General features: G+C 58.9%; 35 protein-coding genes and 1 other RNA gene. 24 read left to right on the top strand and 12 right to left on the bottom strand.

Features of this window, described 5'->3' with window-relative positions; genetic code table 11:
- Nucleotides 1–70: 70 nt before the first annotated feature.
- The 3 genes from TG4357_RS16735 to TG4357_RS16725 all read right to left on the bottom strand — a co-directional run bounded on the left by TG4357_RS16735 (nucleotide 71) and on the right by TG4357_RS16725 (nucleotide 1,728).
- Nucleotides 71–280, bottom strand: a complete 210-nt coding sequence (locus TG4357_RS16735) for a hypothetical protein (RefSeq protein ID WP_058264053.1) — start codon at nucleotides 278–280, stop codon at nucleotides 71–73.
- Nucleotides 277–1,194 (bottom strand): AEC family transporter, encoded by a 918-nt coding sequence (locus TG4357_RS16730; RefSeq protein ID WP_058264052.1) that lies wholly within the window; start codon nucleotides 1,192–1,194, stop codon nucleotides 277–279. Before TG4357_RS16730 ends, TG4357_RS16735 begins: the two co-directional genes overlap by 4 nt.
- 63 nt (nucleotides 1,195–1,257) lie before the next feature.
- Entirely contained in the window at nucleotides 1,258–1,728 is a 471-nt protein-coding gene (locus tag TG4357_RS16725) for an OsmC family protein (RefSeq protein ID WP_058264051.1), read from the bottom strand.
- 381 nt (nucleotides 1,729–2,109) lie between these two features.
- Between TG4357_RS16725 and TG4357_RS16720 the strand changes: the two genes are divergently transcribed.
- On the top strand, nucleotides 2,110–3,129 hold the full coding sequence (locus tag TG4357_RS16720) for a Gfo/Idh/MocA family protein (RefSeq protein ID WP_058264050.1): 1,020 nt from the start codon (nucleotides 2,110–2,112) through the stop codon (nucleotides 3,127–3,129).
- 31 nt (nucleotides 3,130–3,160) lie between these two features.
- On the opposite strand, the gene TG4357_RS16715 is transcribed toward TG4357_RS16720, so the two are convergent.
- Entirely contained in the window at nucleotides 3,161–3,805 is a 645-nt protein-coding gene (locus TG4357_RS16715; RefSeq protein ID WP_082644175.1) for a TetR/AcrR family transcriptional regulator, read from the bottom strand.
- 111 nt (nucleotides 3,806–3,916) lie between these two features.
- Here TG4357_RS16715 and TG4357_RS16710 point away from each other — a divergent pair, with 111 nt between their 5' ends.
- Complete coding sequence (locus TG4357_RS16710) at nucleotides 3,917–4,555, top strand: glutathione S-transferase family protein (RefSeq protein ID WP_058264048.1); 639 nt, start codon at nucleotides 3,917–3,919, stop codon at nucleotides 4,553–4,555.
- Here TG4357_RS16710 and TG4357_RS16705 read toward each other — a convergent pair whose 3' ends face one another.
- The 3 genes from TG4357_RS16705 to TG4357_RS16695 form a co-directional block, all read right to left on the bottom strand.
- Nucleotides 4,556–5,335, bottom strand: a complete 780-nt coding sequence (locus tag TG4357_RS16705; RefSeq protein WP_058264047.1) for an alpha/beta fold hydrolase — start codon at nucleotides 5,333–5,335, stop codon at nucleotides 4,556–4,558.
- Nucleotides 5,332–6,138 carry a hypothetical protein gene (locus tag TG4357_RS16700; protein ID WP_058264046.1) on the bottom strand — a complete coding sequence of 269 codons (807 nt, stop codon included), beginning with the start codon at nucleotides 6,136–6,138 and terminating at the stop codon, nucleotides 5,332–5,334. Before TG4357_RS16700 ends, TG4357_RS16705 begins: the two co-directional genes overlap by 4 nt.
- Before the next feature lie 129 nt (nucleotides 6,139–6,267).
- Nucleotides 6,268–7,347, bottom strand: coding sequence for a C4-dicarboxylate TRAP transporter substrate-binding protein (locus TG4357_RS16695; protein WP_058264045.1), 1,080 nt, complete (start codon nucleotides 7,345–7,347; stop codon nucleotides 6,268–6,270).
- A 189-nt stretch (nucleotides 7,348–7,536) separates the two neighbouring features.
- Here TG4357_RS16695 and TG4357_RS19575 point away from each other — a divergent pair, with 189 nt between their 5' ends.
- Entirely contained in the window at nucleotides 7,537–8,076 is a 540-nt protein-coding gene (locus tag TG4357_RS19575; protein ID WP_058264044.1) for a TRAP transporter small permease, read from the top strand.
- Nucleotides 8,073–9,389 (top strand): TRAP transporter large permease, encoded by a 1,317-nt coding sequence (locus TG4357_RS16685; protein ID WP_058264043.1) that lies wholly within the window; start codon nucleotides 8,073–8,075, stop codon nucleotides 9,387–9,389. Before TG4357_RS19575 ends, TG4357_RS16685 begins: the two co-directional genes overlap by 4 nt.
- Before the next feature lie 30 nt (nucleotides 9,390–9,419).
- On the opposite strand, the gene TG4357_RS16680 is transcribed toward TG4357_RS16685, so the two are convergent.
- The gene (locus TG4357_RS16680) at nucleotides 9,420–10,343 is read right to left on the bottom strand and encodes a LysR family transcriptional regulator (protein ID WP_158509092.1); all 924 of its coding nucleotides are present in this window, start codon (nucleotides 10,341–10,343) and stop codon (nucleotides 9,420–9,422) included.
- Nucleotides 10,344–10,448: 105 nt separating this feature from the next.
- Here TG4357_RS16680 and TG4357_RS16675 point away from each other — a divergent pair, with 105 nt between their 5' ends.
- Together TG4357_RS16675 and TG4357_RS16670 are read left to right on the top strand one after the other, a co-directional pair.
- Nucleotides 10,449–10,958, top strand: coding sequence for a flavin reductase family protein (locus TG4357_RS16675; RefSeq protein WP_058264041.1), 510 nt, complete (start codon nucleotides 10,449–10,451; stop codon nucleotides 10,956–10,958).
- Nucleotides 10,955–11,743 (top strand): 3-keto-5-aminohexanoate cleavage protein, encoded by a 789-nt coding sequence (locus tag TG4357_RS16670; RefSeq protein ID WP_139193599.1) that lies wholly within the window; start codon nucleotides 10,955–10,957, stop codon nucleotides 11,741–11,743. The genes TG4357_RS16675 and TG4357_RS16670 overlap by 4 nt, the downstream gene beginning before the upstream one ends.
- Before the next feature lie 237 nt (nucleotides 11,744–11,980).
- Here TG4357_RS16670 and TG4357_RS16665 read toward each other — a convergent pair whose 3' ends face one another.
- Nucleotides 11,981–13,084, bottom strand: coding sequence for an LLM class flavin-dependent oxidoreductase (locus tag TG4357_RS16665; protein WP_058264039.1), 1,104 nt, complete (start codon nucleotides 13,082–13,084; stop codon nucleotides 11,981–11,983).
- 729 nt (nucleotides 13,085–13,813) lie between these two features.
- Between TG4357_RS16665 and TG4357_RS16660 the strand changes: the two genes are divergently transcribed.
- On the top strand, nucleotides 13,814–14,128 hold the full coding sequence (locus TG4357_RS16660; RefSeq protein ID WP_058264038.1) for a hypothetical protein: 315 nt from the start codon (nucleotides 13,814–13,816) through the stop codon (nucleotides 14,126–14,128).
- Nucleotides 14,129–14,147: 19 nt separating this feature from the next.
- Here TG4357_RS16660 and TG4357_RS19380 read toward each other — a convergent pair whose 3' ends face one another.
- Both TG4357_RS19380 and TG4357_RS19375 read right to left on the bottom strand, forming a co-directional pair.
- Nucleotides 14,148–14,459 carry a hypothetical protein gene (locus tag TG4357_RS19380; protein WP_139193598.1) on the bottom strand — a complete coding sequence of 104 codons (312 nt, stop codon included), beginning with the start codon at nucleotides 14,457–14,459 and terminating at the stop codon, nucleotides 14,148–14,150.
- Nucleotides 14,460–14,528: 69 nt separating this feature from the next.
- Nucleotides 14,529–15,224, bottom strand: coding sequence for a S24 family peptidase (locus TG4357_RS19375; protein ID WP_074646836.1), 696 nt, complete (start codon nucleotides 15,222–15,224; stop codon nucleotides 14,529–14,531).
- Between the two features lie 91 nt (nucleotides 15,225–15,315).
- Here TG4357_RS19375 and TG4357_RS16650 point away from each other — a divergent pair, with 91 nt between their 5' ends.
- From TG4357_RS16650 to TG4357_RS16640, 3 genes are read left to right on the top strand one after another with little or no spacing between them, the layout of a single operon-like run.
- Entirely contained in the window at nucleotides 15,316–15,564 is a 249-nt protein-coding gene (locus TG4357_RS16650; RefSeq protein ID WP_058264036.1) for a hypothetical protein, read from the top strand.
- Complete coding sequence (locus TG4357_RS16645; RefSeq protein ID WP_058264035.1) at nucleotides 15,564–15,977, top strand: hypothetical protein; 414 nt, start codon at nucleotides 15,564–15,566, stop codon at nucleotides 15,975–15,977. Before TG4357_RS16650 ends, TG4357_RS16645 begins: the two co-directional genes overlap by 1 nt.
- The gene (locus tag TG4357_RS16640; RefSeq protein ID WP_058264034.1) at nucleotides 15,974–16,261 is read left to right on the top strand and encodes a hypothetical protein; all 288 of its coding nucleotides are present in this window, start codon (nucleotides 15,974–15,976) and stop codon (nucleotides 16,259–16,261) included. The genes TG4357_RS16645 and TG4357_RS16640 overlap by 4 nt, the downstream gene beginning before the upstream one ends.
- Nucleotides 16,262–16,399: 138 nt before the next feature.
- Here TG4357_RS16640 and TG4357_RS16635 read toward each other — a convergent pair whose 3' ends face one another.
- Nucleotides 16,400–16,633: a hypothetical protein gene (locus TG4357_RS16635; protein WP_139193597.1), complete on the bottom strand. Its 234-nt coding sequence runs from the start codon at nucleotides 16,631–16,633 to the stop codon at nucleotides 16,400–16,402.
- Nucleotides 16,634–16,745: 112 nt separating this feature from the next.
- Between TG4357_RS16635 and TG4357_RS16630 the strand changes: the two genes are divergently transcribed.
- The 14 genes from TG4357_RS16630 to TG4357_RS16580 all read left to right on the top strand — a co-directional run bounded on the left by TG4357_RS16630 (nucleotide 16,746) and on the right by TG4357_RS16580 (nucleotide 24,548).
- Entirely contained in the window at nucleotides 16,746–17,594 is an 849-nt protein-coding gene (locus TG4357_RS16630; RefSeq protein ID WP_058264181.1) for a ParB/RepB/Spo0J family partition protein, read from the top strand.
- Complete coding sequence (locus TG4357_RS16625; protein ID WP_058264032.1) at nucleotides 17,594–19,771, top strand: transposase domain-containing protein; 2,178 nt, start codon at nucleotides 17,594–17,596, stop codon at nucleotides 19,769–19,771. Before TG4357_RS16630 ends, TG4357_RS16625 begins: the two co-directional genes overlap by 1 nt.
- 39 nt (nucleotides 19,772–19,810) lie before the next feature.
- Nucleotides 19,811–20,551: an AAA family ATPase gene (locus tag TG4357_RS16620; protein ID WP_058264031.1), complete on the top strand. Its 741-nt coding sequence runs from the start codon at nucleotides 19,811–19,813 to the stop codon at nucleotides 20,549–20,551.
- Entirely contained in the window at nucleotides 20,551–21,117 is a 567-nt protein-coding gene (locus tag TG4357_RS16615) for a hypothetical protein (RefSeq protein WP_058264030.1), read from the top strand. The genes TG4357_RS16620 and TG4357_RS16615 overlap by 1 nt, the downstream gene beginning before the upstream one ends.
- Entirely contained in the window at nucleotides 21,114–21,488 is a 375-nt protein-coding gene (locus TG4357_RS16610) for a hypothetical protein (protein ID WP_058264029.1), read from the top strand. Before TG4357_RS16615 ends, TG4357_RS16610 begins: the two co-directional genes overlap by 4 nt.
- A 14-nt stretch (nucleotides 21,489–21,502) precedes the next feature.
- Nucleotides 21,503–21,700 (top strand): hypothetical protein, encoded by a 198-nt coding sequence (locus tag TG4357_RS16605; RefSeq protein ID WP_074646835.1) that lies wholly within the window; start codon nucleotides 21,503–21,505, stop codon nucleotides 21,698–21,700.
- A 1-nt stretch (nucleotide 21,701) separates the two neighbouring features.
- Nucleotides 21,702–22,556, top strand: coding sequence for a DUF3164 family protein (locus tag TG4357_RS16600; protein WP_082644173.1), 855 nt, complete (start codon nucleotides 21,702–21,704; stop codon nucleotides 22,554–22,556).
- A gap of 51 nt (nucleotides 22,557–22,607) precedes the next feature.
- Nucleotides 22,608–22,898: an HU family DNA-binding protein gene (locus tag TG4357_RS16595; RefSeq protein WP_058264027.1), complete on the top strand. Its 291-nt coding sequence runs from the start codon at nucleotides 22,608–22,610 to the stop codon at nucleotides 22,896–22,898.
- An RNA gene (locus TG4357_RS19190) (hammerhead ribozyme type II) lies at nucleotides 22,899–22,971 on the top strand. It begins immediately after the preceding gene.
- A 9-nt stretch (nucleotides 22,972–22,980) separates the two neighbouring features.
- On the top strand, nucleotides 22,981–23,583 hold the full coding sequence (locus TG4357_RS16590; protein WP_058264026.1) for a hypothetical protein: 603 nt from the start codon (nucleotides 22,981–22,983) through the stop codon (nucleotides 23,581–23,583).
- Entirely contained in the window at nucleotides 23,576–23,743 is a 168-nt protein-coding gene (locus tag TG4357_RS19570; RefSeq protein ID WP_158509091.1) for a hypothetical protein, read from the top strand. The genes TG4357_RS16590 and TG4357_RS19570 overlap by 8 nt, the downstream gene beginning before the upstream one ends.
- The gene (locus TG4357_RS19945; RefSeq protein ID WP_267886203.1) at nucleotides 23,730–23,858 is read left to right on the top strand and encodes a hypothetical protein; all 129 of its coding nucleotides are present in this window, start codon (nucleotides 23,730–23,732) and stop codon (nucleotides 23,856–23,858) included. Before TG4357_RS19570 ends, TG4357_RS19945 begins: the two co-directional genes overlap by 14 nt.
- Complete coding sequence (locus TG4357_RS16585; protein WP_058264025.1) at nucleotides 23,851–24,297, top strand: gp16 family protein; 447 nt, start codon at nucleotides 23,851–23,853, stop codon at nucleotides 24,295–24,297. Before TG4357_RS19945 ends, TG4357_RS16585 begins: the two co-directional genes overlap by 8 nt.
- Nucleotides 24,297–24,548 (top strand): hypothetical protein, encoded by a 252-nt coding sequence (locus TG4357_RS16580; RefSeq protein WP_058264024.1) that lies wholly within the window; start codon nucleotides 24,297–24,299, stop codon nucleotides 24,546–24,548. The genes TG4357_RS16585 and TG4357_RS16580 overlap by 1 nt, the downstream gene beginning before the upstream one ends.
- Nucleotides 24,549–24,550 lie beyond the last annotated feature (2 nt).

Genomic DNA, 24,550 nt, shown 5'->3' with positions numbered 1-24,550 from the left:
TTTTCACCGCCCCGCTAAGGGGTCAGTAAAAGATCGCTCTGTTCAGTGCCTTCTTTGGTCGACCTTTTTTTCATATTGAACCTTCAAAAACCATTAACGGATTTTTGTCGATATTGATACTATATTTGTTGCAATATCGGGTTTGTTTTACGAATTTTTCGGCGATTTTCGCACATTTTGGGCGACCAAAGAGAAACATTGGTTGCCGCCGGTTACCCCGTCGCGCAACAGCTGTATTTCCGTCCTGCCCCGGCACCGGATGCACTGCCAGCCGGGTCATTCTTGCGCCACCGAAACCGGCAATCCGCCACCTGAAATCTCTAGCGCCGTCCAGACCAGCACGGGCAGGCAGACAAAGGTTAACAGGGTCGAAACCACCACCGAACCGGCCACTTGCCGGGCGTCCCTCTGATAGCGTTCGGCAAAGACGTAGCTGATGATCGCCGTCGGCATCGTGGCCAGCAGGAACACCGTGCCCGCCGCGACGCCACTCAGGCCCAATACGAAAATGACGATCGCCGCCGAAAGAACACCGATCAGCAACCGGCCCACCGCCACCATCAGCGCGGGCCGCAAATCGGCGATTTGCAACGAAGCGAGCGACGTTCCCAGTAGCAACAACATCGCGGGAATCATCATGCCGCCCAACATTTCCGTCGTAGTCAGCAGGATCTGCGGTACCGGCAGATCGAACCATGTAACCAGCAACACCGCCGCCACCGAATAGATCAGCGGCTGCCGCGCCAGGGCCCGCAGCCGAAGCGTTCCGGCATAGATCGACAGGCCCACCGTGTGCTGCACCAACGCCACCACGAAGAAATAGGCCACACCCAGCTGCATGCCCTCGGACCCAAAGGCCAACACCACCAGCGGCAGCCCCATATTGCCCGAATTCGGCAGCATCAGGGGCGGCAGGAAGCTGCGCACCGATCCACCAACAAGAAGCAGCACCGCCAATCCAAGACCACCCGCCAGCGACAGGCATAACAGCGCAGCCGCGGCCATCCGCCCGATCGTTTCGGGCGTCACATGCAAAGACGTCAGCGTGTTGAAGATCAACGCAGGCGTCGCGACCAGAATGACCACCGTGCTCAGGGTTCGCGTTTCCAACCCAAGCGAAGACCGCCCCATTACATAGCCGATCAGGGTCATCGCAAGAATCGGACCCAGAATATTGACCATTTGTATCAACATGCGTGCGCGACCCTTGCCGGGTTGAACGATATGACGAAAGCGATGATTGCATGCGACACGGACCTAAACCGGCTCACCGTTCAGAATCCAGTTTTCGACCACCTTAGTGCCTGATTCCTGCAACATCTTAGACACCGCGCAATAGTCGCGCAGGATCTGCGTCACCCTGACGGCGCTTTCGCGCGGACCTTCGAAATCGGCATTGATGGTCAGCGTGACATCTGGAAACGGCACATCGATCGGATGGACCAGCCGGGTGCCATGACTGTCCATCGTGACGGCAATATCGATATCCATCGCGGTAAAGGTCACCCCATTCGCCGCCGCCAGCTTGTTCGAAATCACATGCGTGCACCCCACCAGCCCCATGAAAACATATTCCACCGGCATCGGACCTTCGTCGGTGCCGCCGCGCGGCACGGGTTCGTCAATGATCACGCTTTTGCCACGCGCCGATGCCACCGATTGAGTCGAAGACTTGTGACGCCCAGTCACGTTGAATTTCCAGATCGGCTTTTCTTTGACGGTCGACATGCGCATTCCTAAGGTGTGTGTGCGTCGTACCGGGAAAGGGCCTGATGTCTGGGCGGATCGCAAAAGCCTGTATAGGTAGCTTCGATCCTGACGCCAAATCGCGGGCTCCTCCCCAGAGTTCGCGGCTTGATCCGGAAAACATGCAGGCAACGGGCCCTCAAAGGAAATTGTGTTTTCTCCTATCATCCATCAACATTCATGATGGTGACGAGCAACACAGGGCTATCCAATTTCCTGAAGGATAGCATCAGGATACATCATTTGTTCGCACATCGGGGCTGTCGCTACTGTCCCGCTACCCGCCCGGATCGCGCCGCGCCTCCGGGCTTGTGGCGTAGCGCAGGTGTTACGCAGGACATTACTTCAAGCACGGAGCTTACCATGACCAAGGCCACCCCCGTCTTTACCGTCGCTATCGCTGGCTTTGGATGGTGGGGCAAACACATCGCCACGCGCTTGGCGGGACATCCTTGGCTGCGCGTCGTCGGAATCGTCGAACCCGTCGTTGAAAATCATGCCGGTATTCTGGATCTCGGGCTGACGGCCTGGACCGAATTGGCGCAGCCGCTGGCAGTACCGGATATCGACGCCGTCATCCTGACGACCCCCAACACGCTGCACGAAGCGCAAATCGCCGAAATCGCCAAATCCGGCAAACATGTATTTTGTGAAAAACCGCTTGGGTTGACCGCCGACAGTGCGCGCCGTTCCGTGCAGGCCTGTGCGGATGCCGGCGTACAACTGGGCATTGGCCATGAACGCCGTTTTGAACCGGCCATGCTGGCCCTGCGCACCGCGCTGGAATCGGGCGATCTGGGAACCATTATGCATGCCGAAGCGGCCTTCAGCCACGACAAGTTAATCAACGTACCGGCCAATGACTGGCGCACCCGCAAAGCGGTATCGCCAGCCGCAGGCATGACCGCGATGGGCATCCATCTCAGCGATCTTCTGATTTCGTTCTTCGGTCCGATCCGCACCTTGCACGCCTTCACAGCCGACCGGTCGCTGGGTTGGGAAACCGGCGACGTCGTCACCGTGCAAATGGCCTTCGAGGCGGGGATGACCGCAACATTCAGTTCCGTGCTTCACACCCCGCATTTCATTCGGATGCATGTCTTTGGCACCGAAAAATGGATCGAAGTGCTGAATGACAGCCATCCCGATACGCCCGACGGCATCGTTCGCATGCTGACGGCGCAGACCGGCAAACCCGTCGATCAGATCAACTATGACTGGGAAGATTCGGTAACCGCCAACCTTGAAGCCTTTGCAGATGCCGCCTGTGGTCGCGCGCCCTATCCCTTCACCACCGAAGAGATGGTGCACAACATTCAGGTGCTCGAAGCGATCGCGCTGTCCGCCGAAATCGGGCAAGCCGTGCAACTCGTCGATATCTGAACGACGCGGGCCGCCCCTGCGGCCCGTCGCTTCATCCGGCCTGCGCTTCGGTCATCAAAAAATACATGTTCAGGGCCTGCGCGATCATATGTTCGCGCCCCATATCGGCATCGATGCCCAGCACGTGCCGTCGCAACCCGTGATGCAACAGCCCACCATGCAGCAACCACGGCACCTCCAGGTCGGCGCGGCTGACCTGGAATCTCTGATCACGGCCCAGTTCAACGCGCCGCTCACGCACCAACGGTTTGAGTATCTGTTCTTCGACGACATGGTTATACCATTGGTAAATCTGCGCATCGCGCAGCGCCGCGAAATTCCACAACCGCAACCACACCGGGTCAAACACCGTTTCCGTGTAAGCTTCGTAAAACCGCTGGAACCGGTCACGCACCGGCAGGCTGCGATCCGCCAGCATCGCGTCCCATTCGGAATTCCAACTTTCCAGAAAAACCCGAGCATAGACCGCTTCGATCAGGCTCTCCTTGTTGGGGAAATACCGATAGAGCAGCGGTTGCGTGATCCCGGCACCACGCGCCACGTCGCGGGTGCTGCCGTCAAACCCGTTTTCGGCAAACAGCGCGACCGCGGCAGAGACGATTTCGTCTTTGCGGGCATCCGGCGACAGCCGACGACGCGACTGCAAAGCCGTTTTTGATTGACTGACACTGGCCACCTTCGCCCCGCCGTGATGATGCTACTTCGTCTCTATAACAGAACGCATTCCGTCCTTGCAGTCCAGAAAATTATCATGCGATAAATAACGGCAAACGCGGGGAGAGCAACAATGCGCCTTTGGGGACGGACAACTTCGGTCAATGTACAAAAGGTACTTTGGACGCTGGAAGAGCTGGGACTGGACTATGACAGACTGGATGCGGGCGGCGCCTTTGGCGGGCTGGACACGGCAGAATATGCCGCGCTGAACCCGACCCGCCGGGTGCCGACGCTTCTGGATGGCGAACTGGTGATCTGGGAATCGAATGTGATCGTGCGTTACCTTGCGCGGGCCTATGGCGACGGCACTTTGGCCGGGGCCACCGCCGCCGAAACTGCGCGCGCCGACATGTGGATGGAATGGTTTCAGAACAATCCCTATTCGGATTTCATCGCGCTGTTCTATCAGACCGTCCGGCTGCCACAATCGCAGCGCGATCCGGCGGCGCTTGATCGCGCGGTCAAGGGTTTGACCGATCATTTCCGGGTGCTTGATGCGCATCTGTCCGACCGGCCCTATGTCGCGGGGGATCGGTTCTCCATGGGCGATATCACCGTCGGAGCCAGCCTTTGGCGGTACTACAGGATGGATTTTGACCGCCCCGCCCTGCCCGCTCTGGCCGAATATTACGACCGGCTCGGGCAGCGGGCGGCCTACCGCAGCACTGTCATGACGTCCTATGACAGCCTGCGGCCGACCACCGGCTGATTAAACTTCCAGCCCAAGGAAACCCATGATCGCCACGGCAAAATCGTCGGGGCGGTCAATGTTGATCACATGTTTGGCCCCCGGCACCACGGTATATGCCGATCCCGGGCAGGCATCGGCCATCGCACGCATGGTTTCGGGGGTGGCACCGGCATCGTTTTCACCCGCAACAAACAAAGTGGGCACGGTCATGCCGCCCAACTGACGCAAGTAATCCAGCCCCATCAATGCATGGGCACAACCGCGATAGCCTTCTTCAGTGGTTTGCAGAAAGCTTTCGCGCAGCTTGGCTTCCCGTTCAGGATGGGCCGCGCGTGTTTCTTCGCTCAACCAGAACCCGACAGTGCCGTTCCAGACCGCCTCGATACCGCCATCTTCCATCTTGGCCAGCCGGTCATGCCAGCTTTGCACGAATGGCGGCGGCGCATCGGCACGCGCGGCGCAGCAGATCACCCGGTCGATCCGCTCGGGCGCGGCCAATCCCAGACCCAAAGCCGTCATGCCACCCAATGACAGGCCCATCACGCTGGCAGTCTTGACGTTATGCGCATCCAGAACCCCCAGCGCATCCGCAACGATGTCGTCAAAGCTGTAGGGCGAAGCCGGAGTCGGGCTTTGGCCGTGGCCGCGCGTATCACAGCGGATAACTCGGTAATGGCGTTCCAGCAGGGCCAATTGCGGCTCCCACATCGCCTCGGTCGCGCCAAGGCTGTTCAGCAACAGCAGCACCGGAATTTCTTTTTCTCCCGAAGCGGTGGAATGAAGGGTCTGAGTGGTCATGCGTATTCAAGCTTTCTGGTTTTGTGACGCATCTGCGCCTGATAGGTCGGCAGGACGGCGCCTGCAAACAAGGTCATGGACTGACGCGCCAGCGCGCGGTCGGGCCAATGATGATCCACCAAGGTCAGCGTCCCGAAGGCGGCCGACACTTCGGTGATGTCTTGCAGCCGATCCAGAACAGAGACCGGCGTACCATAGAGAACACAGCCATCGATCAATGCGTCGATCGAGGCATCATCCGCACCCGCCGGCGCGTGGCTGCGATAATAGGCGCGGCAGGGGCTGTCAGGATCCTTCGCCGCCGCCTCGGCGCGGGCCGGATCGTTGCTGACGATCACCGTGCGGGCGACCCGCCAATCATCGGGACGGGCGCGGCGCGCGGCATGGGTACAGCCGGTGACATGCGCGGCCCAATGTCGGGCCAATGTATCCGTATCCAGCCAACTGACCGACAGCGGGGCGTGCCCCTGAAATGACTGTGCCCGCACGTCGCAGGCCGTGCGCACGGGTGCGGCCAGAGGGTTTGTCGGCAACTGCGCAAAAGTTCGAATCTCGCCGTTCTGCGCGATCAGGCGCGGCATCGACCGTGCCGGTACATCCGGCAGGATGCGTAGAAAGGGTTCCTGTTCCGGTCTAAGCTCGGGCGGCAGCGCACAACCCGGCTTCAGGTAGGGTGCCGCAGTGTAAAATTCTGAAAAGCCCAGCGCGCGGGCCAGTTGGGCACGCCCATGCGATGGCGCGGCTCCCCGTCCGCCACATGCCGCAACGGCCTCTGCCGGGATATTGAGATATCCGAGTTTCATCAGGCCTCCTCCACAAGGCAGAGGCACATGACACCTCCTGCCATCAAGGCTAATGGCAACAGGCCCAACAGATGAAATTAACATTATTCGCAGCACCCATCAGGAATGTTGATGGGTGCTGCATTCAAGTCAATCGAAGGTGTATTCGACCGGCCACACATGCCCACCGGCTTTGGCGGCCTCGATGAAATCCTTCATCACCTTTGTGCCCGGCATCCCCCGCGAGTTCGCATCTCTGGCGCTTTTGCGCGGGAATTCAGCAAGGCTTTGCGCCCATTCGGCCTGCACATCATTGGGCAGTTCGGTGATGATCGCACCGTTTTCCCGCAGCGCCGCCAGACCGGCCGCTTGGCTGTCATCCATCGCCTTGCCGTTTCTGTGTTCCCATTGTGCACCGACTTCAGAGATGATTTGGCGCAGGTCATCCGGCAGGCTGGCCATCTTCTTCTGATTGGCGGTCAGAACGACGACCGGCATCGCCCCGAATCCGATCAGCGTGTAATAGGGCGACGGTTCATAGTATTTGAACCCGTTGTACCCGGCTGGCGTCATCAGCCAACCATCATAAACGCCGGTCTTCATGGCCATATAGCCTTCGGGCAGGCTTGATTGCACCGGCACTGCCCCCGCATATTCCAGCCACGGCAGGTTCGGTCCCGCACCGCCGATCTTGACGCCTTTGAGGTCGGACACCTGTGTCCACGCCATCTTGGTGCCCAGATGGTAATTGTCCCACGCCCCCAGTCCCAGCAACTGCTGACCGAATTCTTCTTCGAACACCTCAGAAAGCCAAGGGTTCTTGTCATAGACCACCCGCACTGCGGCGATTGCATCCGAAGACGCCTGCGGCCCGAACGGTTCGAAATAAGGGAAATTGTGCAGGTAAAGATTGGAAGGCTCAAAGCACACACAATAGCCGCCGAAATCCAACAACCCGCGCTGCACCGCCTCCAAAGTTTCAGACACGCCCGCGATGCCGCCACCATAGGATTCGATGAAAGTCACTTTATGTTCGGTTTCTTCTTCAGCGCGGCGCTTGACCTCGGCGACGAAGAAATCCGACATCGTCGTCACATAGGGTGCCGGGCCCTTGGGGTGCCCGGACCCGATGCGGAATGTGAACCGGTCCGCCTGCGCCGTGCCTGCTGCAACCGTCAGTCCCAGCGCTGCAATCGCCAGATTGCGCACCATCTTTGCCGTGAATGTCATTGTTTTCGACCCTCCCTTGCGTTGTTATGCCGTGTTCTGCCTCCCGGGAATGCGCATTTCCCTGCGCAAACCACCAGAATCGCGGCGATACCGCATTGTTACGCTAAATTATCACTCGATAAACAAAAATATTGCGCATTGAGGTTTCGAAACCTAATCTGCCCGGACGCATCTGGAGGAGGCACCAAGATGAATTCGCAATTGTTGATCGCGCGTTGGGCACATTTGCTGTCAGCAGGGTGGGTTTTCCTGCTAGCGCTGCTGATCATCGCCGATGTGCTGGGACGGACACTTTTCCTGCACCCGATCGCCGGAACTAAGGAAATCCTGCAAAACTCGGTCATCGCGGTCACTTTCTTGCAACTGCCTCTTGCGATCTATTCCGGATCGATGCTGCGCACCACCTTGCTGCAGGACCACCTTGGCCCGACTGGGACGCGTGCGCTGCGGCTGCTTGCCTGGCTGCTTGGCGCGCTGCTGTTTGCCGGGATCGCCTATGCCTGCTGGCCTGCGGCGCTCGATGCCGTGCGGTTGGGTGAATACGAAGGCGAAGGCGCGATGCGCATCTATACCTGGCCGGTACGGTTCCTGCTGGTCGCAACCTGCCTGTTTGCCGCCATCGCTTATGTTTCGATGCTGATCGCCGATCTGCGCGGAAAGCTGGAAGCAGACGGCAGAACCCTGATCCGCCCCATCCCCAAAGCCCCCGACGGAGCAGATAATACATGACTTTTATGATATTTGCTGTTCTGGGACTGCTGATGCTGCTGGTTTTGATGGGCGTCCACCTTGCGGTAGCCTTGGGCACGGTCAGTTTTATTGGCGTCACCTGGATGATGGGCAGCGTCGATATCGGCTTTTCCATCCTCAGCACCACGGCCTACGAAGCCCTGCGCAAAGATATCTTCATCATCATTCCATTATTCGTCCTGATGGGCGATTTTGTCAGCCGGTCGGGATCGGCCAACGATCTTTACGCGCTGTGCAACCGGGCCTTTCGTCGGTTGCCGGGCTGCCTTGGCGTGGCGACCGTGGCCGGAAATGCGATTTTCGCCGCCATCACCGGCGTGTCGATCGCGGCGGCTGCCACCTTTTCGCGTATCGCCTACCCCGAAATGGTCGCGCTTGGGTACAGCAAGCGGTTCTCGCTTGGCACCGTCGCAGGCAGCGCCTGCCTGGGCATGCTGATCCCGCCCTCGATCCTGATGATCGTCTGGGCGGTCCTGACCGAACAATCGATCGGGGCGCTGTTTATCGCCGGACTGGTTCCCGGCCTGCTTCTGGCAGCGGCCTTCTGTGTCTATTGCGTGATCTACGCGCTGCGCCATCCGGACTGTGCGCCCTGCCAACCCGCCCCTGACCCGTCAACACAAGGCACGGCCCTGTTGCTGCGGCAGTCGCTGGGTGGCCTGTCGATCCTGGGCCTGATCGCCGTGGTGATCGGGGGAATCTGGGGCGGTTTTCTGACCCCGACCGAAGCCGCAGGCTTCGGCGCGATCGGTGCGTTTCTCATCGGCCTGGCCAAGGGCATGACCTGGCGCGATGCCAAGGACGCGATCTACAGCGCCGGGCGCACCACCGCGCCGATCATGATCCTGTTGATTGCAGCCTCGATGTATTCGCGTTTTCTGGCGATGGGCGGGGCAACGCAGGTGATCGGGGATCTGCTGTTTTCGGTCAGTGAATCGCCGATCGTGGTGTTGGGGATCATCTTTACCGTCTGGATTCTGTTGGGAATGTTCATCGATTCCACCTCGATTATCCTGCTGACCGTACCGATCTTTGCCCCCGTCGCCACCACCATCGGGCTTGATCCGCTGGCCTTTGCGATCTTCGGCATCTTGGTGATCGAAGCCGGGCTGTTGACGCCCCCCTTCGGCATCATCGTCTTTACAGTCAAGGCCGCGGTGCCGGACCCCGATGTGGAACTGGCCGATATCTTCAAGGGCGCAATTCCGTTCTGGATCCTGATCCTTGCCGTTGCCGTGCTATGCGTCGCCTTCCCGCAGCTTTGCACCTGGTTGCCGGAAAACTTCATGTGACAAGGCATAACCGGGCGATACCGCCGCTCATCAGTGCGCGCTGATGGGCGGTATTTCCAATGCCGAATTCAGTTCTTCCTGCAAAATATCCGCAAAGGCCTGTGCCGCGACACCCAAAGGTTGCTTGCGGGTCTGGATACGCATGTAATTCACCATCAACGGTGGATCGATCAGCGGCACCACCTTGCGGCGCTTGCCATCCAGATCCGGCAGGCACAACACCCCCGGCAGGATCGACATCCAGTCCGATCTCGCCACCAGGTCCAGAGTGCCATGCATCGTGTCCAGTTCAAGCAATTCCGAAACCTCGATCCCATTGACCGCCAGATAGGTTTCAATCCTGTGCCGCCGCGCATTTCCCGGCCCCGGCAGCACCAGACGCAGCGGCGACAGGTCGGACAGCATGACACCATCCTTGCGCATCGGGATCACCCGATCCGCCGCACAGACCAGACATTCCAGATCCTCCCCCATCGGGGTCGCAACCAAAGTATCGTCCAGCTCGAACGCTGCCGGAACCACCCCGAAATCAAGCCGCCCAGCGGCCACTTCATCGGCGATCGCACCGGAATAGGCTTCGGAAATCGACAACCGTACCTCTGGATATTCGTCGGCAAACCGCAGCAGAACAGAGGTCAGTACCGACCGGGTAAAGGTCGGCATCAGCCCGACGTTAATATGCCCGACCACCGATTTCGACAATGTCTGCAACCGGTCTTCGGCATGCCGCGCGGCAGCCAGAACCTTGACCGCCTCGGCATAGAACAACCGCCCCGCCTCGGTCGGGGTCACACCGGAAGAACTGCGCTGAAACAACAGGACGCCATAGCGCTTTTCGATCTGGCTGACATGCATCGAAAGACCCGACTGGGTGGCATTCACCTGCTCGGCCGCAGCAGAAAACGATCCCTGCTCGTAGACCGCCGCAAAATAGCGCAATCGTTGTAACTTCATCCACCCCATCCGATTTTATTGTAGCTTATATATATTATTATTAGTTGTTCTGAAGGATCAACCATCCATATCGTAGCCGGCAAGAAATGCTTAGAGGAGTGCGCCATGCACGCGACAATCACCACGGAACCCGACCTGATCGATGCGCGTAAACTGCGCGATGTTTTCGGCAGCTTTGCCACCGGCGTTACCGTCGTCACCTCGATCGGTGAAAATGGCGCTCCTGTCGGGCTGGTGGTGAATTCGTTTTCGTCGGTCTCTCTCGATCCGCCTCAGATCTTGTGGAGCATCGGGCTGAGTTCGCCTTCGCACAAAGCGTTTTGCACCCATCCGGGCTTTGCGGTGAATGTCATGGGCGCGGATCACAAGGATGAAACGATGCGGTTCTGCACGCCCAGCGAAGACAAATTCAAAGACGTCGACTGGTGGGCCGGCAATCACGGCGTTCCGGTGCTCAGCAATGCCGTCGCCACGCTGGAATGCGAAACCGAAAAACGCATCGTCAGTGGTGACCACGAAATCTTTATCGGTCGCGTTCTGCGGGTCGATTCCCGCGACGCCGCACCGTTGATTTTTCACCGCGGTCAGTTCGCGCAGCTGGGGCAATCATTGTGACGCCACTGCCCAGACTGATGGTGGCCCCCAACGGTGCCCGCCGCAGCAAAGCCGACCACCCCGCCCTACCCATCACCGATGACGAAGTCGTGGCGACGGCGCGCGCCTGTCAGGCCGCCGGGGCCGATGGCATTCATCTGCATATCCGCGACGCTCAGGGCCGCCATCTGATCGACGCGGCGCGCTACCGCGCCCTGCTGGATCGGCTGCAAGTCGACGTGCCGGGTATGTACCTTCAGGTCACCTCAGAATCCGCCGGTCGTTACGAAGCCGCCGATCAGCGTGCGATGATGCGGGTCTTGCAGCCCCGGCATGTGTCCGTCGCGCTGCGCGAAATGGTCCGACTTCCAAGCGACTGGCCTGCAGCGCGTGATTTCTACCACTGGGCCGCCGGTGCCGGGGTCGAGATTCAGCACATCCTGTATTCTCCCGATGAAGTGCGAAGCTTTGTCATCGCGATTGAAACGGGGCGCATACCGGGGCGCCACCATCTGGTGCAACTGGTTCAAGGAACCTATGCCGACGACGCGCGCGGCGCCTTCGATCTGCAGGACTATCTGACCCATCTGGACCCCGGTTGCGGCCACAGCTTCGACTGGATGCTCTGCGCCTTTGGCGACAGCGAAACCGCCAGCCTGGTCGCGGCGGCCCGGCAGGGTGGCAAGGCGCGCGTCGGGTTCGAAAATTCGTTCCAGAATGCCGATGGCAGCAAAGCTGTCGACAATGCCGCCCGCGTCCGCGAAGTCGATGCCGCCCTGCGCGCCTTCGTGTCACAACCGGCCTGACACCCGGACTTGATCCCAACCGGAGCCACCTGGACCTCCCACCACTGGCCCCACCAGCGACCAGTCCCGTGCATATGATGCGCAGGACGGGTTTTTCGTTTTTCCCACAGCCCCAGACAAGAGCCGCACCAACGGCCCCCCACCGCCTTTATCCCCAGACACAGAAAAAAGACCCGTGATCCGGGGAGGGATCACGGGCCTGAACAGCGACAGGAAGGTTACAGCGTGCGGCGCAACTCAGGCTGCGGCGGCTTCGCTCCGGGTTGCGTCCTGAAGTTGCGGCAACACTTTTTCAGCCATCAACACCATCGAACGCTTGCCAAGATCATAATCGGTCCAGTCATGTCCGGCATAAACCAGATGCTTGAACGGGCCGGTTTCTTCACGCAGGGCAAGGATTTGATCGGTAACCGAATTGGCATCGCCGTGGATCACCAGCCGGTCCAGCACATAGTCCAGCGTCACATCGTCATCGGGCATCGACTGATCTTCCTTGAACAGGTTCAGCCGACCCCCGACACGCATCTTGGTCAATAGTTGCGAATAATAAAGCACATAGGGGCTGCCCGGATCGCGTGCATAGGCCCGCGCGGTTTCCATATCGTCGGCCACGCAGATATTCTTGGCCACGCGCCAATCGGCGTAATCGGGGACGATCCCCGCCTTGTTGCAGCCTTCGACATATTTGTGCCAATGGGTCGCGGCCCATTTCGGCAACAGGAAATTGCCCGAAATCGGCTGCCAGCCCCGTTCGGCCATGGCCGCAACACCTTGGGAAAACGGGGCCACTGCGGTCCCCACCACCGGCGGATGCGGATCCTGATACGGCTTCATGATCTCGCCTTGCCCGATTTCGGGCATCATCGTGCGCTCGGTCGAGATTTCCCAGAATTTACCCTTGAGGTTATAGGGGGCCTGACCGGCCCAGATGTCGAGAACCATGTTGATGCTTTCGACGAACATCGCGTTGCGGTCCTTGTCCATCGACCCGAAAATCTCGGCGTCCGACATCAACCCGCCCGGCGAAATGCCGAAATTCAACCGCCCTTCAAGCATGTGATCCAGCATCGCCACCTCCGCCGCGATCCGGGCCGGGTGGGAATTGGGCATGTTCACCGTGCCGGTGCCAAGACGAATGTTCTTCGTCTCGTAAGCCAGACTCGCCAGAAAGGCCACGCAGGATGTAATGATTTCAGCATGATCGGTGGTGTGTTCACCGCAATAGGCTTCGGCATAGCCAAGCCGGTCCGCGAGAATGAATGCTTCACGATCCTCTGCAAGGCTCTGGGCGAACGGTTTGCCCAAAGGGTGAATGGGCATCGTAAAGAACGACAGTTTCATGAATTCCTCCTCGACATGTCGCGCCAATCTGAAGCAGCCGAGCCAATTGAAAAACTGAAACTTTCTGATGATTACTATCTGGGTTCCTGATAGCCCCAAACGTCCGGCTTCCGCGCTCCCGGCGCTGGAATAGGATCACCCCCCCAGCCAAGCCTGACGGGTTCGATTTCCGCAATCTGGCGCTGCAAGACCTCGTTTCGAACTGCGGTCGACACCGCGTGGCGGGCTACAGCGGGCCACAATGTTAGTTGACACCTATTCTTACAGTGAAGGCGGAAGAGACCAGCTGAGGCCGGAAGTGTGCGGACAGCATTGAAAACATAGGGGTTTTCGAGCGCAAGCCTGTCTCGATGTGGCGCGGGGCGCTGACAAAAGAATTTGCCATAAATGGGCCTTCAACGGCCGTTCAACGCTGATTGACCAATGCCAGGGAAGCATTGGCCGGTTATCAGCTAAGTGCAGTTCAATAAAGGGTATTTAGCGTTAAAGCACCGCTCAGACAGGGGCTTTGCAACGGTATTTCTCGACGCGGAACTGGGACGTTCGGGTCCCAGAAAGAAATTAGCGTCCCAGAAACGGGTATTGCGTTAATAAACAAATAGTTACTCAATACTCACCACAGATGGGCTGCGCAGCGAACTGGGACGCGTTACGACATGTTTCGCACATCGCTAGCGTTTCCGTCCGTAATGGATACAATCACAGGTGGCCAGTTAACGGAGTGTAGTCATGACCTATTTGAAACTCACCGCCTATGCGGCATTCGTGCTGTCGGTGATTGTCCTGATCGTTGCCATTGCAAACGAAGCAGTACTGCTGATCGGGGGATCCATTTGGGCTGCCCTGATAGGGATAGCGATGTTGGCGGCGTCCGAGGCCATAGGGTATCTCAGGGAGATGAGAGACGCGCTGGTCGGTGCGCGATCCGACATTGATACCGCGTCGGCACAAGATCGAGGTGCTCAGTCAACAGACACCGCGCCAGAACTTCGCAGCATCACAGAAATCTCGAATGACCTAGAACGGATAAAGACCAGAATGTAATTCTTCGATAACGTGCGGATCAATCTTTGCGAGGCAATATCGACCCGCTTTGGTAGCACTTCACAGTCCAAGTGTTGGAAAATTCGTCAACAGCATATTGGCGAGTTTCTGTGGTCAGCATGCGGGGTTGACTATAAGCATCCAAGATCATGTCGCGAAGACCGGGCTCACTTCCTAGTTTACTCATCATCTCGGAGATGGACCATCCCCCCATCTGCCGATGCGTTGCAATCGTATTTGCAGTTATTGTATCGAACATACAGTCGTCTTGGGCTGACAATGAAGAAGCCGCCACAGCAATAGCCGCTGCAGAAAGAAAATAGGTTTTCATCGATATTACCTCTTTGGATTATTGGCGACATCTGACCGCACAAAACCACGGCACCCCTGATTGCGCAAACTACTCCCGACTCGTATGGCCCCACCACATTACCTTGCCAATGATCGAAAGCGTTTCAATTTTTGCAAATTCGGGGCCGTGATCAGGATTGTCTGACAACAGCAGCACCTGATCATCGGTCGGGCGTTCGATGCGTTTCACGCGGGCATGGCCGTCATCCAGTAGCGCGTATACTGGGCTGCTATTTCGAGGTTTAGAACCAATTTTTCTGACCGGCACATCGGTCCGGCTGCGGTCGATCAATACGATATCGCCGGACCAGATCGACGGGTGCATACTGTCGCCTTCGACCCGCGCCAGAGTGGCGTTGGCCGGCGCGACGCCGATCCGGCGCAGCCAGTCGCGCCGGAAGGAGAGGTAGTCGACAATCATTTCGCTGCCGTTTTGATGTCCGTTACCGGCGGCCAGGCTGGCATTGTGCAGAGGTATCCTAGCAAATTCCTCAGGGTCTGCTGCAGGGGGTTGGTCGATGCCAGCCACGTCTCTTGTTGGGCCAATGTAAATCTCTAAGCCCAAAGCATCGCAGACATCTTTAGCTCGATTGAGCGTAGTCCCTGACTTTTTTCCTCCACGCAGAATGCTTCTCACTGCGTCCACAGGTAGTCCTGCTGCCTTCTCGACAGCAAAAGCGTTTGTTTCCAGCTCCTTAAGTCGGCTGGCAACAACGCGGGCAAGGGTTTGTTCAGCAGTTTCCACGAATCGGAGAAAATACCGAATTTTCGTCCCCTTGACTATCGGTAAATTCTCCGCCTATATTTTTGGAGTAATCTCCGAATATGAGGGTGGAATGGAAACCGATTGCATCGTTGAGTTGGCGGAAGCGTTTGCAAGCCATTGCGGATTGAAGCTTTCGACTGTCTCAACCTACGCGGCGAATGATGGGAAGTGGCTCGACGGCCTGAAGGGAAACGCCAGTTGCACCCTACGCAAAGCGTCTGTGGTGATCCGCTGGTTCTCCGACAATTGGCCAAGCGACCTAGAATGGCCGGCAGATATTCCGCGCCCAAAAAAAACTAAACAGAAGAGGGCGGCGTGATGCTTCTGACCCGCTCCGATATCGAAGCGCGGGCCGAGACGATCTCGTCTGGCCTGACCGACGCCCAGCGGCTTGCAGTTGGGCTGGAACTGATCCGCAGCGTGAAAAGCCAAGAGCGTTGGCAGCAAGTGCGGATCGTCGCGAATGAAGCTCAGCTCCATTCTGCCCGACTGTGCATGGATGGATTTCTCCCTGCGCATGAGCGCCGTTTACAGATCAACCCGTCAGTCACCACTCACGAAAACCAAAGACGGGATGCAGAGCCCCCGCGCCATAGCAGGGCGCGGGCGGTTCTTGCGAAGCTGCGCGAGATCGATGAGTTCGTCGACAATTCCATCATTGGGGATCTGATCGGGGCGGCTGCGCTTGCCACGATCCTGATCGTCGGGCTGTTCTGGGGGTATCTGCAATGAGCAAGATACCCCTCTACCGTGTCCGGCAGATCGGCCTGCAATTCGCCGTTGTGAACCGCGCGAATGAGCGTGTCAGTCCGTTTTTCCGCCGCAAGGATGATGCCGAAGATATCTGCCAAAAGCGGATTGAAAAAGTCGGCACAGGCCTGCGGCGCTGCCTGAGCTGCCGCGCAGAGTTCCAAAGCGACGGGGCACATCACCGGATGTGTTCGTATTGCCGCAGCCGCGGCGCTGCATCGGTGACGCCGGTGTCCGTGGTGCTGAACAGCGGTGCGCAGATTTGACCAGAGATTTTCGAATTCCTGAAACGACATTGAAAGGGCCAAAACCGATGTCTGACCATCATGATTTTGACAGCGAACTGGAGCTTCGCCGGGTTCATTGACTTAGATGTAGCGCGGAAACATGCAGCAGAGCGGCGTTCAGCCTTCGCGGGGCAAGTCGCACAAAGAAGAAATTTCATCTGCTGCGGCGGAGAGAAGTGCGGAGGCCAGTTTGTTTCCGCGTCGCACTGCTGCTGTCGCCTGAGCATCAAGGGCGATGGCTGTTTCCCGTCCGCTTCCGTCGAGCAAAATGTCGACGGCGGAAATGTGAGCCATGAGCACCGCTTCAAGTCGGTTCAGCTTGTTTTCAATAAGTTCAAGTCTCTTTTCCATGAGTTCCTCCATCGGTTAGTTGGCCCTTCCGATGGTAGGCGCCACCCGGCGCAGGGCCAAGCGCAAAGCGCGGCCGCGCCGGGTGGTTCGAATGCAGAGGATGGTCGCTCCGATGCGTGAACCGAAGTTGCTACAGATTGGCAAGGTTCCAGTTGCCGGTGTCGATGACAGTCAGCGCCTGCGCCCGGTCAGCGAAGCGGGTGTCGAGAGCCTGATCGCTTCGGTCGAGGAACTGGGCGTTATGAAAGACCCGATCCACGTTCGTCAGGTCAAAAGTGGCGTTCTGGTTCTGATCGCTGGCGGTCACCGTTTGGAAATGGCCCGGCGATTGGGCTGGGAAGAGATCGAGGCAAAGGTCTGGACGGATGTGACCGACGATTGGGCCTGCCTGATGGAGATCGATGACAACCTTGCCGGGGCGGAAATGAATGCTCTGGACACGGCGATATTCTTGGCCACCCGCAAACGCGTCTACGAGAAGCTGCACCCGGAGACCAAGGCCGGTTTGGCAGGCGCTGCGGCGCGTTGGAATGCAAGCGACATCGTGTCGTTTGCATCTGCAACCGCCGAAAAGTTCGGGGTCAGCAAGCGCCACATTGAACGTCTGGTCGCTGCCGGTGGATGTCTTGGCGGCGACGAAATCGACCTTTTGCGCGGGTCGACCCGCCAGGTCACCCTGAAAGACCTGACCGAAATCGCCAAGATCGGGCAGGATGACGAACGAAAACAGGTGGTTTTACGGCTTTCCAGCGGAAATGCCAAATCTGCATCTGACGCCCGCAAATCGCTGGCGAAAGAGGCCGGAACTGCGCCAGTTAAAGACCCTGTTGAAGATGAGTTTCAGGCGCTTTTGAAGCGTTGGAAACGCGCATCCCCGGCGATCCGGCGTCGGTTCGTAACCGAGGCCTATGACGATCTTTCCGACCTCGTTTCGGATGAATGCGAACGGAGGGAACGGTGATGACCGGGGTTCAGCCGACACAAGTATGGTGGTCCGCCGATGAAATTGCGGCGGCGGCTTTGCCGGATTTGCCCACAACGAAGCGCCGCGTGAATGCTATGGCGGATCGTTTCAACTGGCGCGCCCAGACCGGCCATGCCCGACGGCGTCAGGGGCGCGGCGGCGGTTGGGAATATCATTGGGCGCTGTTTCCGTCACGGGCGCAGGCCGCGCTTCTGGCCGTGTCGGCCCCGACGGAAACGGCCCCGTCCCGGCAGGTCGATCGCGCCGAAATCTGGACGTGGTTCGACGCCCTGCCCGCGAAGCCCAAGGCAGAGGCACAGCGACGGTTGGACATTCTTCAGTCAGTCGAATTGCTGGAACGCGGCGGGCAGACCAAGGACCTGTCTGTTCACATGATCGCCACCCGACGGGATGTTTCCCATCGCACCATCTGGAATTGGTTCGCGGCAGTTGAAGGGGTGCGCCCGGATGATCGTCTGCCGCATCTGGCCCCCCGGCATCGCGCGACCCGTCGCAAGGTGAAACGCGTCGAGGTGTCCGAGGCGTTCTGGGATTTCCTGAAATCCGATTTCCTGCGGCCAGAGCGGCCCACATTTGCGGCATGCTATCGTCGCGCCGCTCGGATCGCAGACACTGAAGGTTGGCAGACCGCCCCCGAGCGCACCATGCGGCGGCGGCTGGAAACAGAGGTTTCCGCGACGACGATCACGCTATGTCGCAAAGGCGTTGACGCCCTGAAGGCTATGTACCCCGCGCAGACCCGCGATCGGATGAGCCTGCATGCGATGGAAGCGGTCAATGCCGACTATCACCGTTTCGATGTCTTCGTGCGCTGGCCGTCTGAGCCGGGATCGAATTCTGCTCAGGATGAAATAGTACGCCCTCAAATGGTGGCATTTCAGGACATCTTCTCGGGTCGCATTCTAAGTTGGCGGATCGACAAGACGCCAAACAAGGTGGGCGTATCTCTGGCCCTTGGCGACATGATCGAACGCTTCGGAATTCCCGATCGTATTGTCCTGGATAACGGTCGTGAATTTGCCAACAAGTTCCTGACGGGCGGCACCCCGACCCGGTTCCGTTTCAAGGTCAAGGACGACGATATTCCCGGTGTCCTGACAACGCTTGGTGTCAAGGTGCATTGGGCCACGCCCTATTCGGGTCAGTCCAAACCGATCGAGCGGGCGTTCCGCGACCTAGCGGAGGACATTGCCAAAGACCCGCGCTTTGCCGGCGCATATACCGGCAACGGGATCGACGCGAAGCCGGACAATTACGGATCAAAGGCAATCCCGCTGGATCGCTTCATCGAAGTGGTGGCGGAAGGGATCGAGGAACATAATGCCCGGGCCGGTCGGCGTGGCCAGACCACGATGGGTCGCAGCATTCTGGAAACCTTTGAAGCCAGCTATGCCGAGGCTCCGATCCGCAAGGCAACAGCCGAGCAGCGCAGGTTGTGGCTGATGGGGGCAGAAGGTCTGAAGGCTGACAGCCGCAGCGGCGCCATCAAGTTCATGGGCAACAAGTATTACGCCGAGTGGATGTACGAGATCGCGGGCCAAAAGGTGGTGGTGCGGTTCGATCCTGCCAACATTTGGGATGGGTTGCACATTTACGCCCTGAGCGGGGAATATCTGGGCGTTGCAGATTGCACAGAAAACGCCGGTTTCTTCGACTTGGCGGAAGCCCGCAATCATGCCTCTGCCCGCCGCAAGTGGATGAATGCCGAGAAAGAGGCCGCCAAGGCTGCCGCCGTGTTCGACGCTGCACAGCTTGGTTCGTTTATGGATGGGGCTGCGGCGAAGGCCCCGCAAGAAACCACGCCAGTCGAGGCCAAGATCGTGCGCCCCGCAGCCTTCGAGAAAGCCCCGCGCCCGGTTCCATCGGCCCGCACTCTCAGCGCCGCAGAGCAGGAGCAACGCGCCGTGTTCGTGGCGAATTTTGGCGACCATTCGAAAGCGTCGGAACAGGCGGAAACATCCGCGAAAGAAGATATGCGCACCCGGTTCGCCAAAGCGCAGGAAATGGAGGCGCGTCTGGCCGATGGCGAGGCGTTGTCGCCAGATATGGAACGTTGGCTTTCGGGCTATCGGACCACCCCCGAATACAAGGCCATGCGCGACCTGCTGGGCGCGTTTGGAAGTGCTGAAGGGGAAGGTGGCGCGGCTGGGTAGACGCCAGACCGCGCCGGATTGCAGAGCAATGAGGGAAGAATGACACAGAGCAGTCAACTACACAACACACTGGCCCCGCTGCGCAACGTTATGAGCTTCATGACCATGTTGCAGCGTCTGGAAGATCGCAGCTCTGGGCTGCCCGGGATGGGATGTTTCTATGGTCCCAGCGGGTTTGGCAAAACGATGGCCAGCATATTTGCGGCCAATCAGCGCCGGGCCTGCCTGGTCCAGGTCAAAAGCGTCTGGACACAAAAGGCGCTGTGCGAAGCCATCCTCGAAGAGTTGGGGGTGAAGCCGGAAAAGGTGATCTACCGGATGGTGGATCAGATCGGTCAGGTGCTGGCGCAGGAGAATATTCCCCTGATCATCGACGAGGCGGATTTCCTTGTGAAAAAGAAGATGATCGAGATCGTCCGCGACATCTACGAGGCTTCTTTTGTCCCGGTCATTCTGATCGGCGAAGAGGCTTTGCCGGGCAAGCTGCGTCAATGGGAGCGCATTAACAGCCGCATGCTGGAGCGCGTGGCCGCCGAGCCGCTTGATGAACAGGACTTCGCCCTGTTGATGGGCATCCGGTGCAAGGGGGTTACGCTGGAGCCAGACTTGCAGGCCGCCATCAAGGCCGCCAGCCGGGGGTCGGCCCGTCTGATCGTCAATAACCTCGATACCGCCCAGCTGTGTGCCCGGACTTTGGGGAAAAGCGCGATCTCGCTCAGCGATCTGGACCGCAAAGGCCTACATGACGGCAAAGCCCCTGACATGCGGAGGTTCGGCTAATGACCCGGCACAGCAGGAAGCTGATCAATCGCGAACATCTGTGGAACCTTGCAAAGATCCACGAGGAGTTCACGGCGCACGATCTTGCCGCCGCCGCCCATCGCAGCCTTGAGCATGTGCGTCAGTCGATCAAGGATTGGGTGCGCTGGGGATATGCAAAAGCGGATGGCAAGCGCGGCAACCGTGATCTTTACCGTGTGGTGAAGGGAAAGACCGGCACCCCTCCGGCGACCGATCCGTCGGGGCGCGTGATCGCCAATGTCACGCCCCACCAGTCGATGTGGTTCGTGATCCGCAAGTCCGGTGTCTTCAGCTATCGGGACGTCGCAATGCAGGCAAATACGCAGGACGTGGCCGTGATCGAGGATCAGGCGCGGGATTACTGCCAGATGCTGGCCAATGCCGGGTATTTGGATGTCGTGCGGAAAGCGGACGGCAAGGGGCGTTTGGCGCTGTACCGGCTGGTGAAAAACACCGGCCCGCTGCCGCCGCGCGAAAAGCGTATTCGTGCCGTCTGGGACGATAATGCGCGGGATTACACCTACGTTTCGCGGGGGATGAAATGAGTATTGAAACCCCGATTGAAAAGGCCTGTCGATGCTGGGGCGATGACATGCCCGACTGGATCGACGGATTGGCCCGCGCCTGCATGGACAGCAGCCAAAACAAGGTCGCCAAGGAGATGGGGTATTCCGCAGCCCTTGTCTCGAACGTGCTGGCGCACCGCTATCCCGGCGACATGGAACGTGTCGAGGCGGTATATCGTGGCGTCTTTGAGAAAGCTGTGGTCGATTGCCCCGCTCTTGGCGAATTGGGCATGGATGTTTGCCGGAACTGGCGCAGGAAGGCCAAGCGTCTGAACCCGGCGAACAGCCAGAACGTGATGATGTTCCGCGCCTGCCGGTCCTGCCCGCTCAATCAGGAGGAAAAGCCGTGAAGGACGCCACGCCCATGACCGAAACCGAAATGCTGGCCCATTGCGGCCGGGCACTTCGCAAGATCGATCAGCGCGGCCCGCGCGGGGTCGAAATGGTCACACTTGATGAAATCACCGCATTGGCGGTCCTGGTCGATCTGACCGGCGCAGGACCGCTTTGCATCGAAACCGCCATCGCCGTGGATCGGCTGAACGAACAGGAAGGAACCTGATATGACCGCTTTAAGCCTGGCCCAGGTGGCCGCAATTTTCCCGATCAGCAGTGAGGTCTATTACTTCCCTGTCTCTGGCGATGATCACCCAGAATATTGCCACGCTGAAATCCGCTCGGAGCCTTGGGTCTTGGGTAGCGGCGACACTGTGATCAAGATCACTGGTCGCACGGGCGGCGTTCACGTCGGCCACTTGGTGAAGGTGGTTCGCGAACACAGCCCACACCCCCTCGGAAATAGTCGGCAGGTGATCGACGGTACAGAATATTTGTCCGATGCAAAGGGTAGCCTTGTGCCCGTGTCTTTAATCAGGCCGCAGCATCTTCTGGAAGACGAGGTGGTGCGCAAGATCATCGGCTATGCCATTTCTCTATCCGATCAGGTTGCCCGGTTCAAAGGCCACACATTCGAGGATCTGTCGGACTTCGAAGCGCTGCTGGATCAGGAATACGGCACCACCAAGGGCGGTGCCAAAGGCAACAAGACGTTCATGTCGCATGACGGTCTTTACAAGGTGCAGATCGCGGTCGCCGATCACATCGAATTCGGGTCCGAATTGCAGATCGCCAAATCGCTGGTCGACGAATGCCTGAACGAATGGTCGGCCGAGGCGCGCGAGGAGCTGCGCGCCGTGGTGACCCGGGCCTTCAACACCGACAAGGCCGGTCAGATCAATCGCGCCGAAATCTTCAGTCTGTTGCGGTTGGAAATCGGCGATGACCGCTGGACACGGGCCATGAAGGCGATCCGGGACGCCATGCGTGTGGTCGGATCGAAGACCTATGTGCGCTGCTATCACCGGCCCACGCAAGACGCGGGCTGGCAGGCGATCACTATCGATCTGGCGAAGGCGTGATCCGCGAAAGCATCCACGACGAAATCACCCGCCATCAAGAGGAGACCTGACATGGCACAGAAGACCACCACCACCGACCTGATCGCAGCAATGGCTACTGCGGCCTGCACCACTAAGGCCGAGGCCGCTACGCTTCTGGACGCTTTCAAGGCCGTCACGGCTGACAGCCTGAAGAGCGGCAAGGAAGTCCAGATCGCGGGCTTTGGCACGTTGAAACCCCGACATCGCGCGGCGCGCGACGGGCGCAATCCTGCGACCGGCGAAGCCATCCAGATCGCCGCCTCTGTCGGGGTCGGCTTCACACCGGCCAAGGCCCTGAAAGACGCCTTGAACGATCATTGAACGCGAAACATCCCCGGCCAGCGCCGGGGGTGTCGTCGGGGCGTGGTTGCCCCGGCCTGATGAGCAGCCACAGGAGGGCAGAATGCTGGACAAAGAGTTTTTCGCAGAAGCGACGGGCGACGGTGGCTTTCGGGTTCTCCAGATGCGGCCCGTTGAGGTGGCTCGCTGTGCGGATGAAATGATGGCGTACACAATTGCGGGCATGCTGAACGGTCAGTCCCAAGGAAGCACTGACGACGTGCCAACGGGCGAAGAAGAGACATCAGACCAGGAAGTCGAAGACGACCCCGCACAGATTTCAAGTCCGCCTGCGGCACCCGATAGTTCCGACGATGCCTGGACCGAAGCGGAACTGGACGATGCTTTCGAGATGCTTTTGGCAGGACAGAAGCTGCGTGAGGTGGCCGAAAAATTCGACAAAAGCTGGACCAAACTGCGAGGTCATTGGGCCCGTCATTCGCGTCAGATGAAACAAGATGACGCCACATCGGAAATTCAGGAAGAAGCATCAGAAGTCGCCCCGCAGCCGTCGTCGGCTCTCGTACCGCTGACCCAGACCGCCTACGACAAAGTTGCTCTGGCGATCACCGATGTGAGCGAACAGGCGCGCTGTATCACTTGCGGGCGGCATTTCACCCGGACGCCGGATCAGTTGGACCACTGCGCGAGGTGCTCAGATGGCTGAGACCGGATCGCAGCCCAAAATAGACCATCTGATGCGGTTGGTGCGGGACCTGTATTCCGCCCTCTGCGTCCGCCTCGACGGAACACCGCTGCGGGACGAAGAGCTGGCAGCACTGGTCGAATGTCAGCGGATCATGGGGGGCGATCATGCAACTGACTGATTACCAGAAGGCAACCCGGATCGGTCCGCTGATCCCTTTCGTCTGCGACTATTGTGGTCCGAACGGCCGCGCCTTCGGCCTTGACAGCTATTGCGGGGTCTACGGCCATGAGTGATGCGCTGCGCAAGATGATTTTCGTTGGTTGTCGGGAATTGGGAATTGATACCGAGACCCGCAAGGAAATGCAGGCCCGGTTGACCGGCAAGTCCAGCCTTGTGGATATGACAGAGGCCGAACTGAAGCTGGTCGTGGACAACCTGAAACAGCGTGGGTTCAAGGCACAATCCGGCAGAAAGCGAAAGGCCGCGCCCCGTGCCGATCTGCGGCTGATACATGTCCTGTGGGCAAAACTGGGCGAAGCCGGCGCGCTAAACGATCCGTCGCGCGCCGGGCTGAATGCTTTCATTCGAAAACAGTTCGGGAACAACTGGCAGAGCGTTCCGGCGGACGTGGACATGCTGCGCGATTGGCACCAGATCGACGATGTCGTGCAGGCGCTAAAAGCGTGGGCCCGCCGCATCGGTGCCGATTTCGATTTCAAGCGGGTACGCTGATGAAAAAGCCGCTGCATCCCGTCACCGATCATGCCGTGATCCGCTATCTGGAGCGGGTTGAAGGCATGGATATCGAAGTCATCCGCCGCCAGATCGGCAGAACGGTTGACGAAGCGGTGCGGCGCGGGGCAGCAGGCACCGTTGCAGGTGGCTTTTGCTACAAGATTAAGGACGGCACGGTCGTGACCATCTGGGAGCAGAACCTGCCGGACAAGCGAACCCATCGCGGACGCCCGAAAGGGGGCAAGTGATG

It is taken from the genome of Thalassovita gelatinovora, assembly GCF_001458355.1.
Taxonomy (GTDB): Bacteria; Pseudomonadota; Alphaproteobacteria; order Rhodobacterales; family Rhodobacteraceae; genus Thalassobius; species Thalassobius gelatinovorus.
The sequence above is the reverse complement of the archived record's forward strand: the minus strand, read 5'-3'. Positions and strand labels throughout refer to the sequence as shown.

What these genes read in the sequence shown, in the direction of transcription:
- TG4357_RS16585 (WP_058264025.1), top strand. Translation starts at nt 23,851, where the DNA reads ATGAGTGATGCGCTGCGCAAGATGATTTTCGTTGGTTGTCGGGAATTG.
- TG4357_RS16590 (WP_058264026.1), top strand. Translation starts at nt 22,981, where the DNA reads ATGCTGGACAAAGAGTTTTTCGCAGAAGCGACGGGCGACGGTGGCTTT.
- TG4357_RS16725 (WP_058264051.1), bottom strand. Translation starts at nt 1,728, where the DNA reads ATGTCGACCGTCAAAGAAAAGCCGATCTGGAAATTCAACGTGACTGGG.
- TG4357_RS16580 (WP_058264024.1), top strand. Translation starts at nt 24,297, where the DNA reads ATGAAAAAGCCGCTGCATCCCGTCACCGATCATGCCGTGATCCGCTAT.
- TG4357_RS19570 (WP_158509091.1), top strand. Translation starts at nt 23,576, where the DNA reads ATGGCTGAGACCGGATCGCAGCCCAAAATAGACCATCTGATGCGGTTG.
- TG4357_RS16625 (WP_058264032.1), top strand. Translation starts at nt 17,594, where the DNA reads ATGACCGGGGTTCAGCCGACACAAGTATGGTGGTCCGCCGATGAAATT.
- TG4357_RS16700 (WP_058264046.1), bottom strand. Translation starts at nt 6,138, where the DNA reads ATGAAACTCGGATATCTCAATATCCCGGCAGAGGCCGTTGCGGCATGT.
- TG4357_RS16705 (WP_058264047.1), bottom strand. Translation starts at nt 5,335, where the DNA reads ATGACCACTCAGACCCTTCATTCCACCGCTTCGGGAGAAAAAGAAATT.
- TG4357_RS16680 (WP_158509092.1), bottom strand. Translation starts at nt 10,343, where the DNA reads ATGAAGTTACAACGATTGCGCTATTTTGCGGCGGTCTACGAGCAGGGA.
- TG4357_RS16615 (WP_058264030.1), top strand. Translation starts at nt 20,551, where the DNA reads ATGACCCGGCACAGCAGGAAGCTGATCAATCGCGAACATCTGTGGAAC.
- TG4357_RS16710 (WP_058264048.1), top strand. Translation starts at nt 3,917, where the DNA reads ATGCGCCTTTGGGGACGGACAACTTCGGTCAATGTACAAAAGGTACTT.
- TG4357_RS16645 (WP_058264035.1), top strand. Translation starts at nt 15,564, where the DNA reads ATGCTTCTGACCCGCTCCGATATCGAAGCGCGGGCCGAGACGATCTCG.
- TG4357_RS16695 (WP_058264045.1), bottom strand. Translation starts at nt 7,347, where the DNA reads ATGACATTCACGGCAAAGATGGTGCGCAATCTGGCGATTGCAGCGCTG.
- TG4357_RS16675 (WP_058264041.1), top strand. Translation starts at nt 10,449, where the DNA reads ATGCACGCGACAATCACCACGGAACCCGACCTGATCGATGCGCGTAAA.
- TG4357_RS16685 (WP_058264043.1), top strand. Translation starts at nt 8,073, where the DNA reads ATGACTTTTATGATATTTGCTGTTCTGGGACTGCTGATGCTGCTGGTT.
- TG4357_RS16650 (WP_058264036.1), top strand. Translation starts at nt 15,316, where the DNA reads ATGGAAACCGATTGCATCGTTGAGTTGGCGGAAGCGTTTGCAAGCCAT.
- TG4357_RS16635 (WP_139193597.1), bottom strand. Translation starts at nt 16,633, where the DNA reads ATGGAAAAGAGACTTGAACTTATTGAAAACAAGCTGAACCGACTTGAA.
- TG4357_RS16610 (WP_058264029.1), top strand. Translation starts at nt 21,114, where the DNA reads ATGAGTATTGAAACCCCGATTGAAAAGGCCTGTCGATGCTGGGGCGAT.
- TG4357_RS19575 (WP_058264044.1), top strand. Translation starts at nt 7,537, where the DNA reads ATGAATTCGCAATTGTTGATCGCGCGTTGGGCACATTTGCTGTCAGCA.
- TG4357_RS16735 (WP_058264053.1), bottom strand. Translation starts at nt 280, where the DNA reads ATGACCCGGCTGGCAGTGCATCCGGTGCCGGGGCAGGACGGAAATACA.
- TG4357_RS16730 (WP_058264052.1), bottom strand. Translation starts at nt 1,194, where the DNA reads ATGTTGATACAAATGGTCAATATTCTGGGTCCGATTCTTGCGATGACC.
- TG4357_RS16630 (WP_058264181.1), top strand. Translation starts at nt 16,746, where the DNA reads ATGCGTGAACCGAAGTTGCTACAGATTGGCAAGGTTCCAGTTGCCGGT.
- TG4357_RS16595 (WP_058264027.1), top strand. Translation starts at nt 22,608, where the DNA reads ATGGCACAGAAGACCACCACCACCGACCTGATCGCAGCAATGGCTACT.
- TG4357_RS16600 (WP_082644173.1), top strand. Translation starts at nt 21,702, where the DNA reads ATGACCGCTTTAAGCCTGGCCCAGGTGGCCGCAATTTTCCCGATCAGC.
- TG4357_RS16660 (WP_058264038.1), top strand. Translation starts at nt 13,814, where the DNA reads ATGACCTATTTGAAACTCACCGCCTATGCGGCATTCGTGCTGTCGGTG.
- TG4357_RS19380 (WP_139193598.1), bottom strand. Translation starts at nt 14,459, where the DNA reads ATGAAAACCTATTTTCTTTCTGCAGCGGCTATTGCTGTGGCGGCTTCT.
- TG4357_RS16720 (WP_058264050.1), top strand. Translation starts at nt 2,110, where the DNA reads ATGACCAAGGCCACCCCCGTCTTTACCGTCGCTATCGCTGGCTTTGGA.
- TG4357_RS19945 (WP_267886203.1), top strand. Translation starts at nt 23,730, where the DNA reads ATGCAACTGACTGATTACCAGAAGGCAACCCGGATCGGTCCGCTGATC.
- TG4357_RS16640 (WP_058264034.1), top strand. Translation starts at nt 15,974, where the DNA reads ATGAGCAAGATACCCCTCTACCGTGTCCGGCAGATCGGCCTGCAATTC.
- TG4357_RS16665 (WP_058264039.1), bottom strand. Translation starts at nt 13,084, where the DNA reads ATGAAACTGTCGTTCTTTACGATGCCCATTCACCCTTTGGGCAAACCG.
- TG4357_RS16605 (WP_074646835.1), top strand. Translation starts at nt 21,503, where the DNA reads ATGACCGAAACCGAAATGCTGGCCCATTGCGGCCGGGCACTTCGCAAG.
- TG4357_RS16620 (WP_058264031.1), top strand. Translation starts at nt 19,811, where the DNA reads ATGACACAGAGCAGTCAACTACACAACACACTGGCCCCGCTGCGCAAC.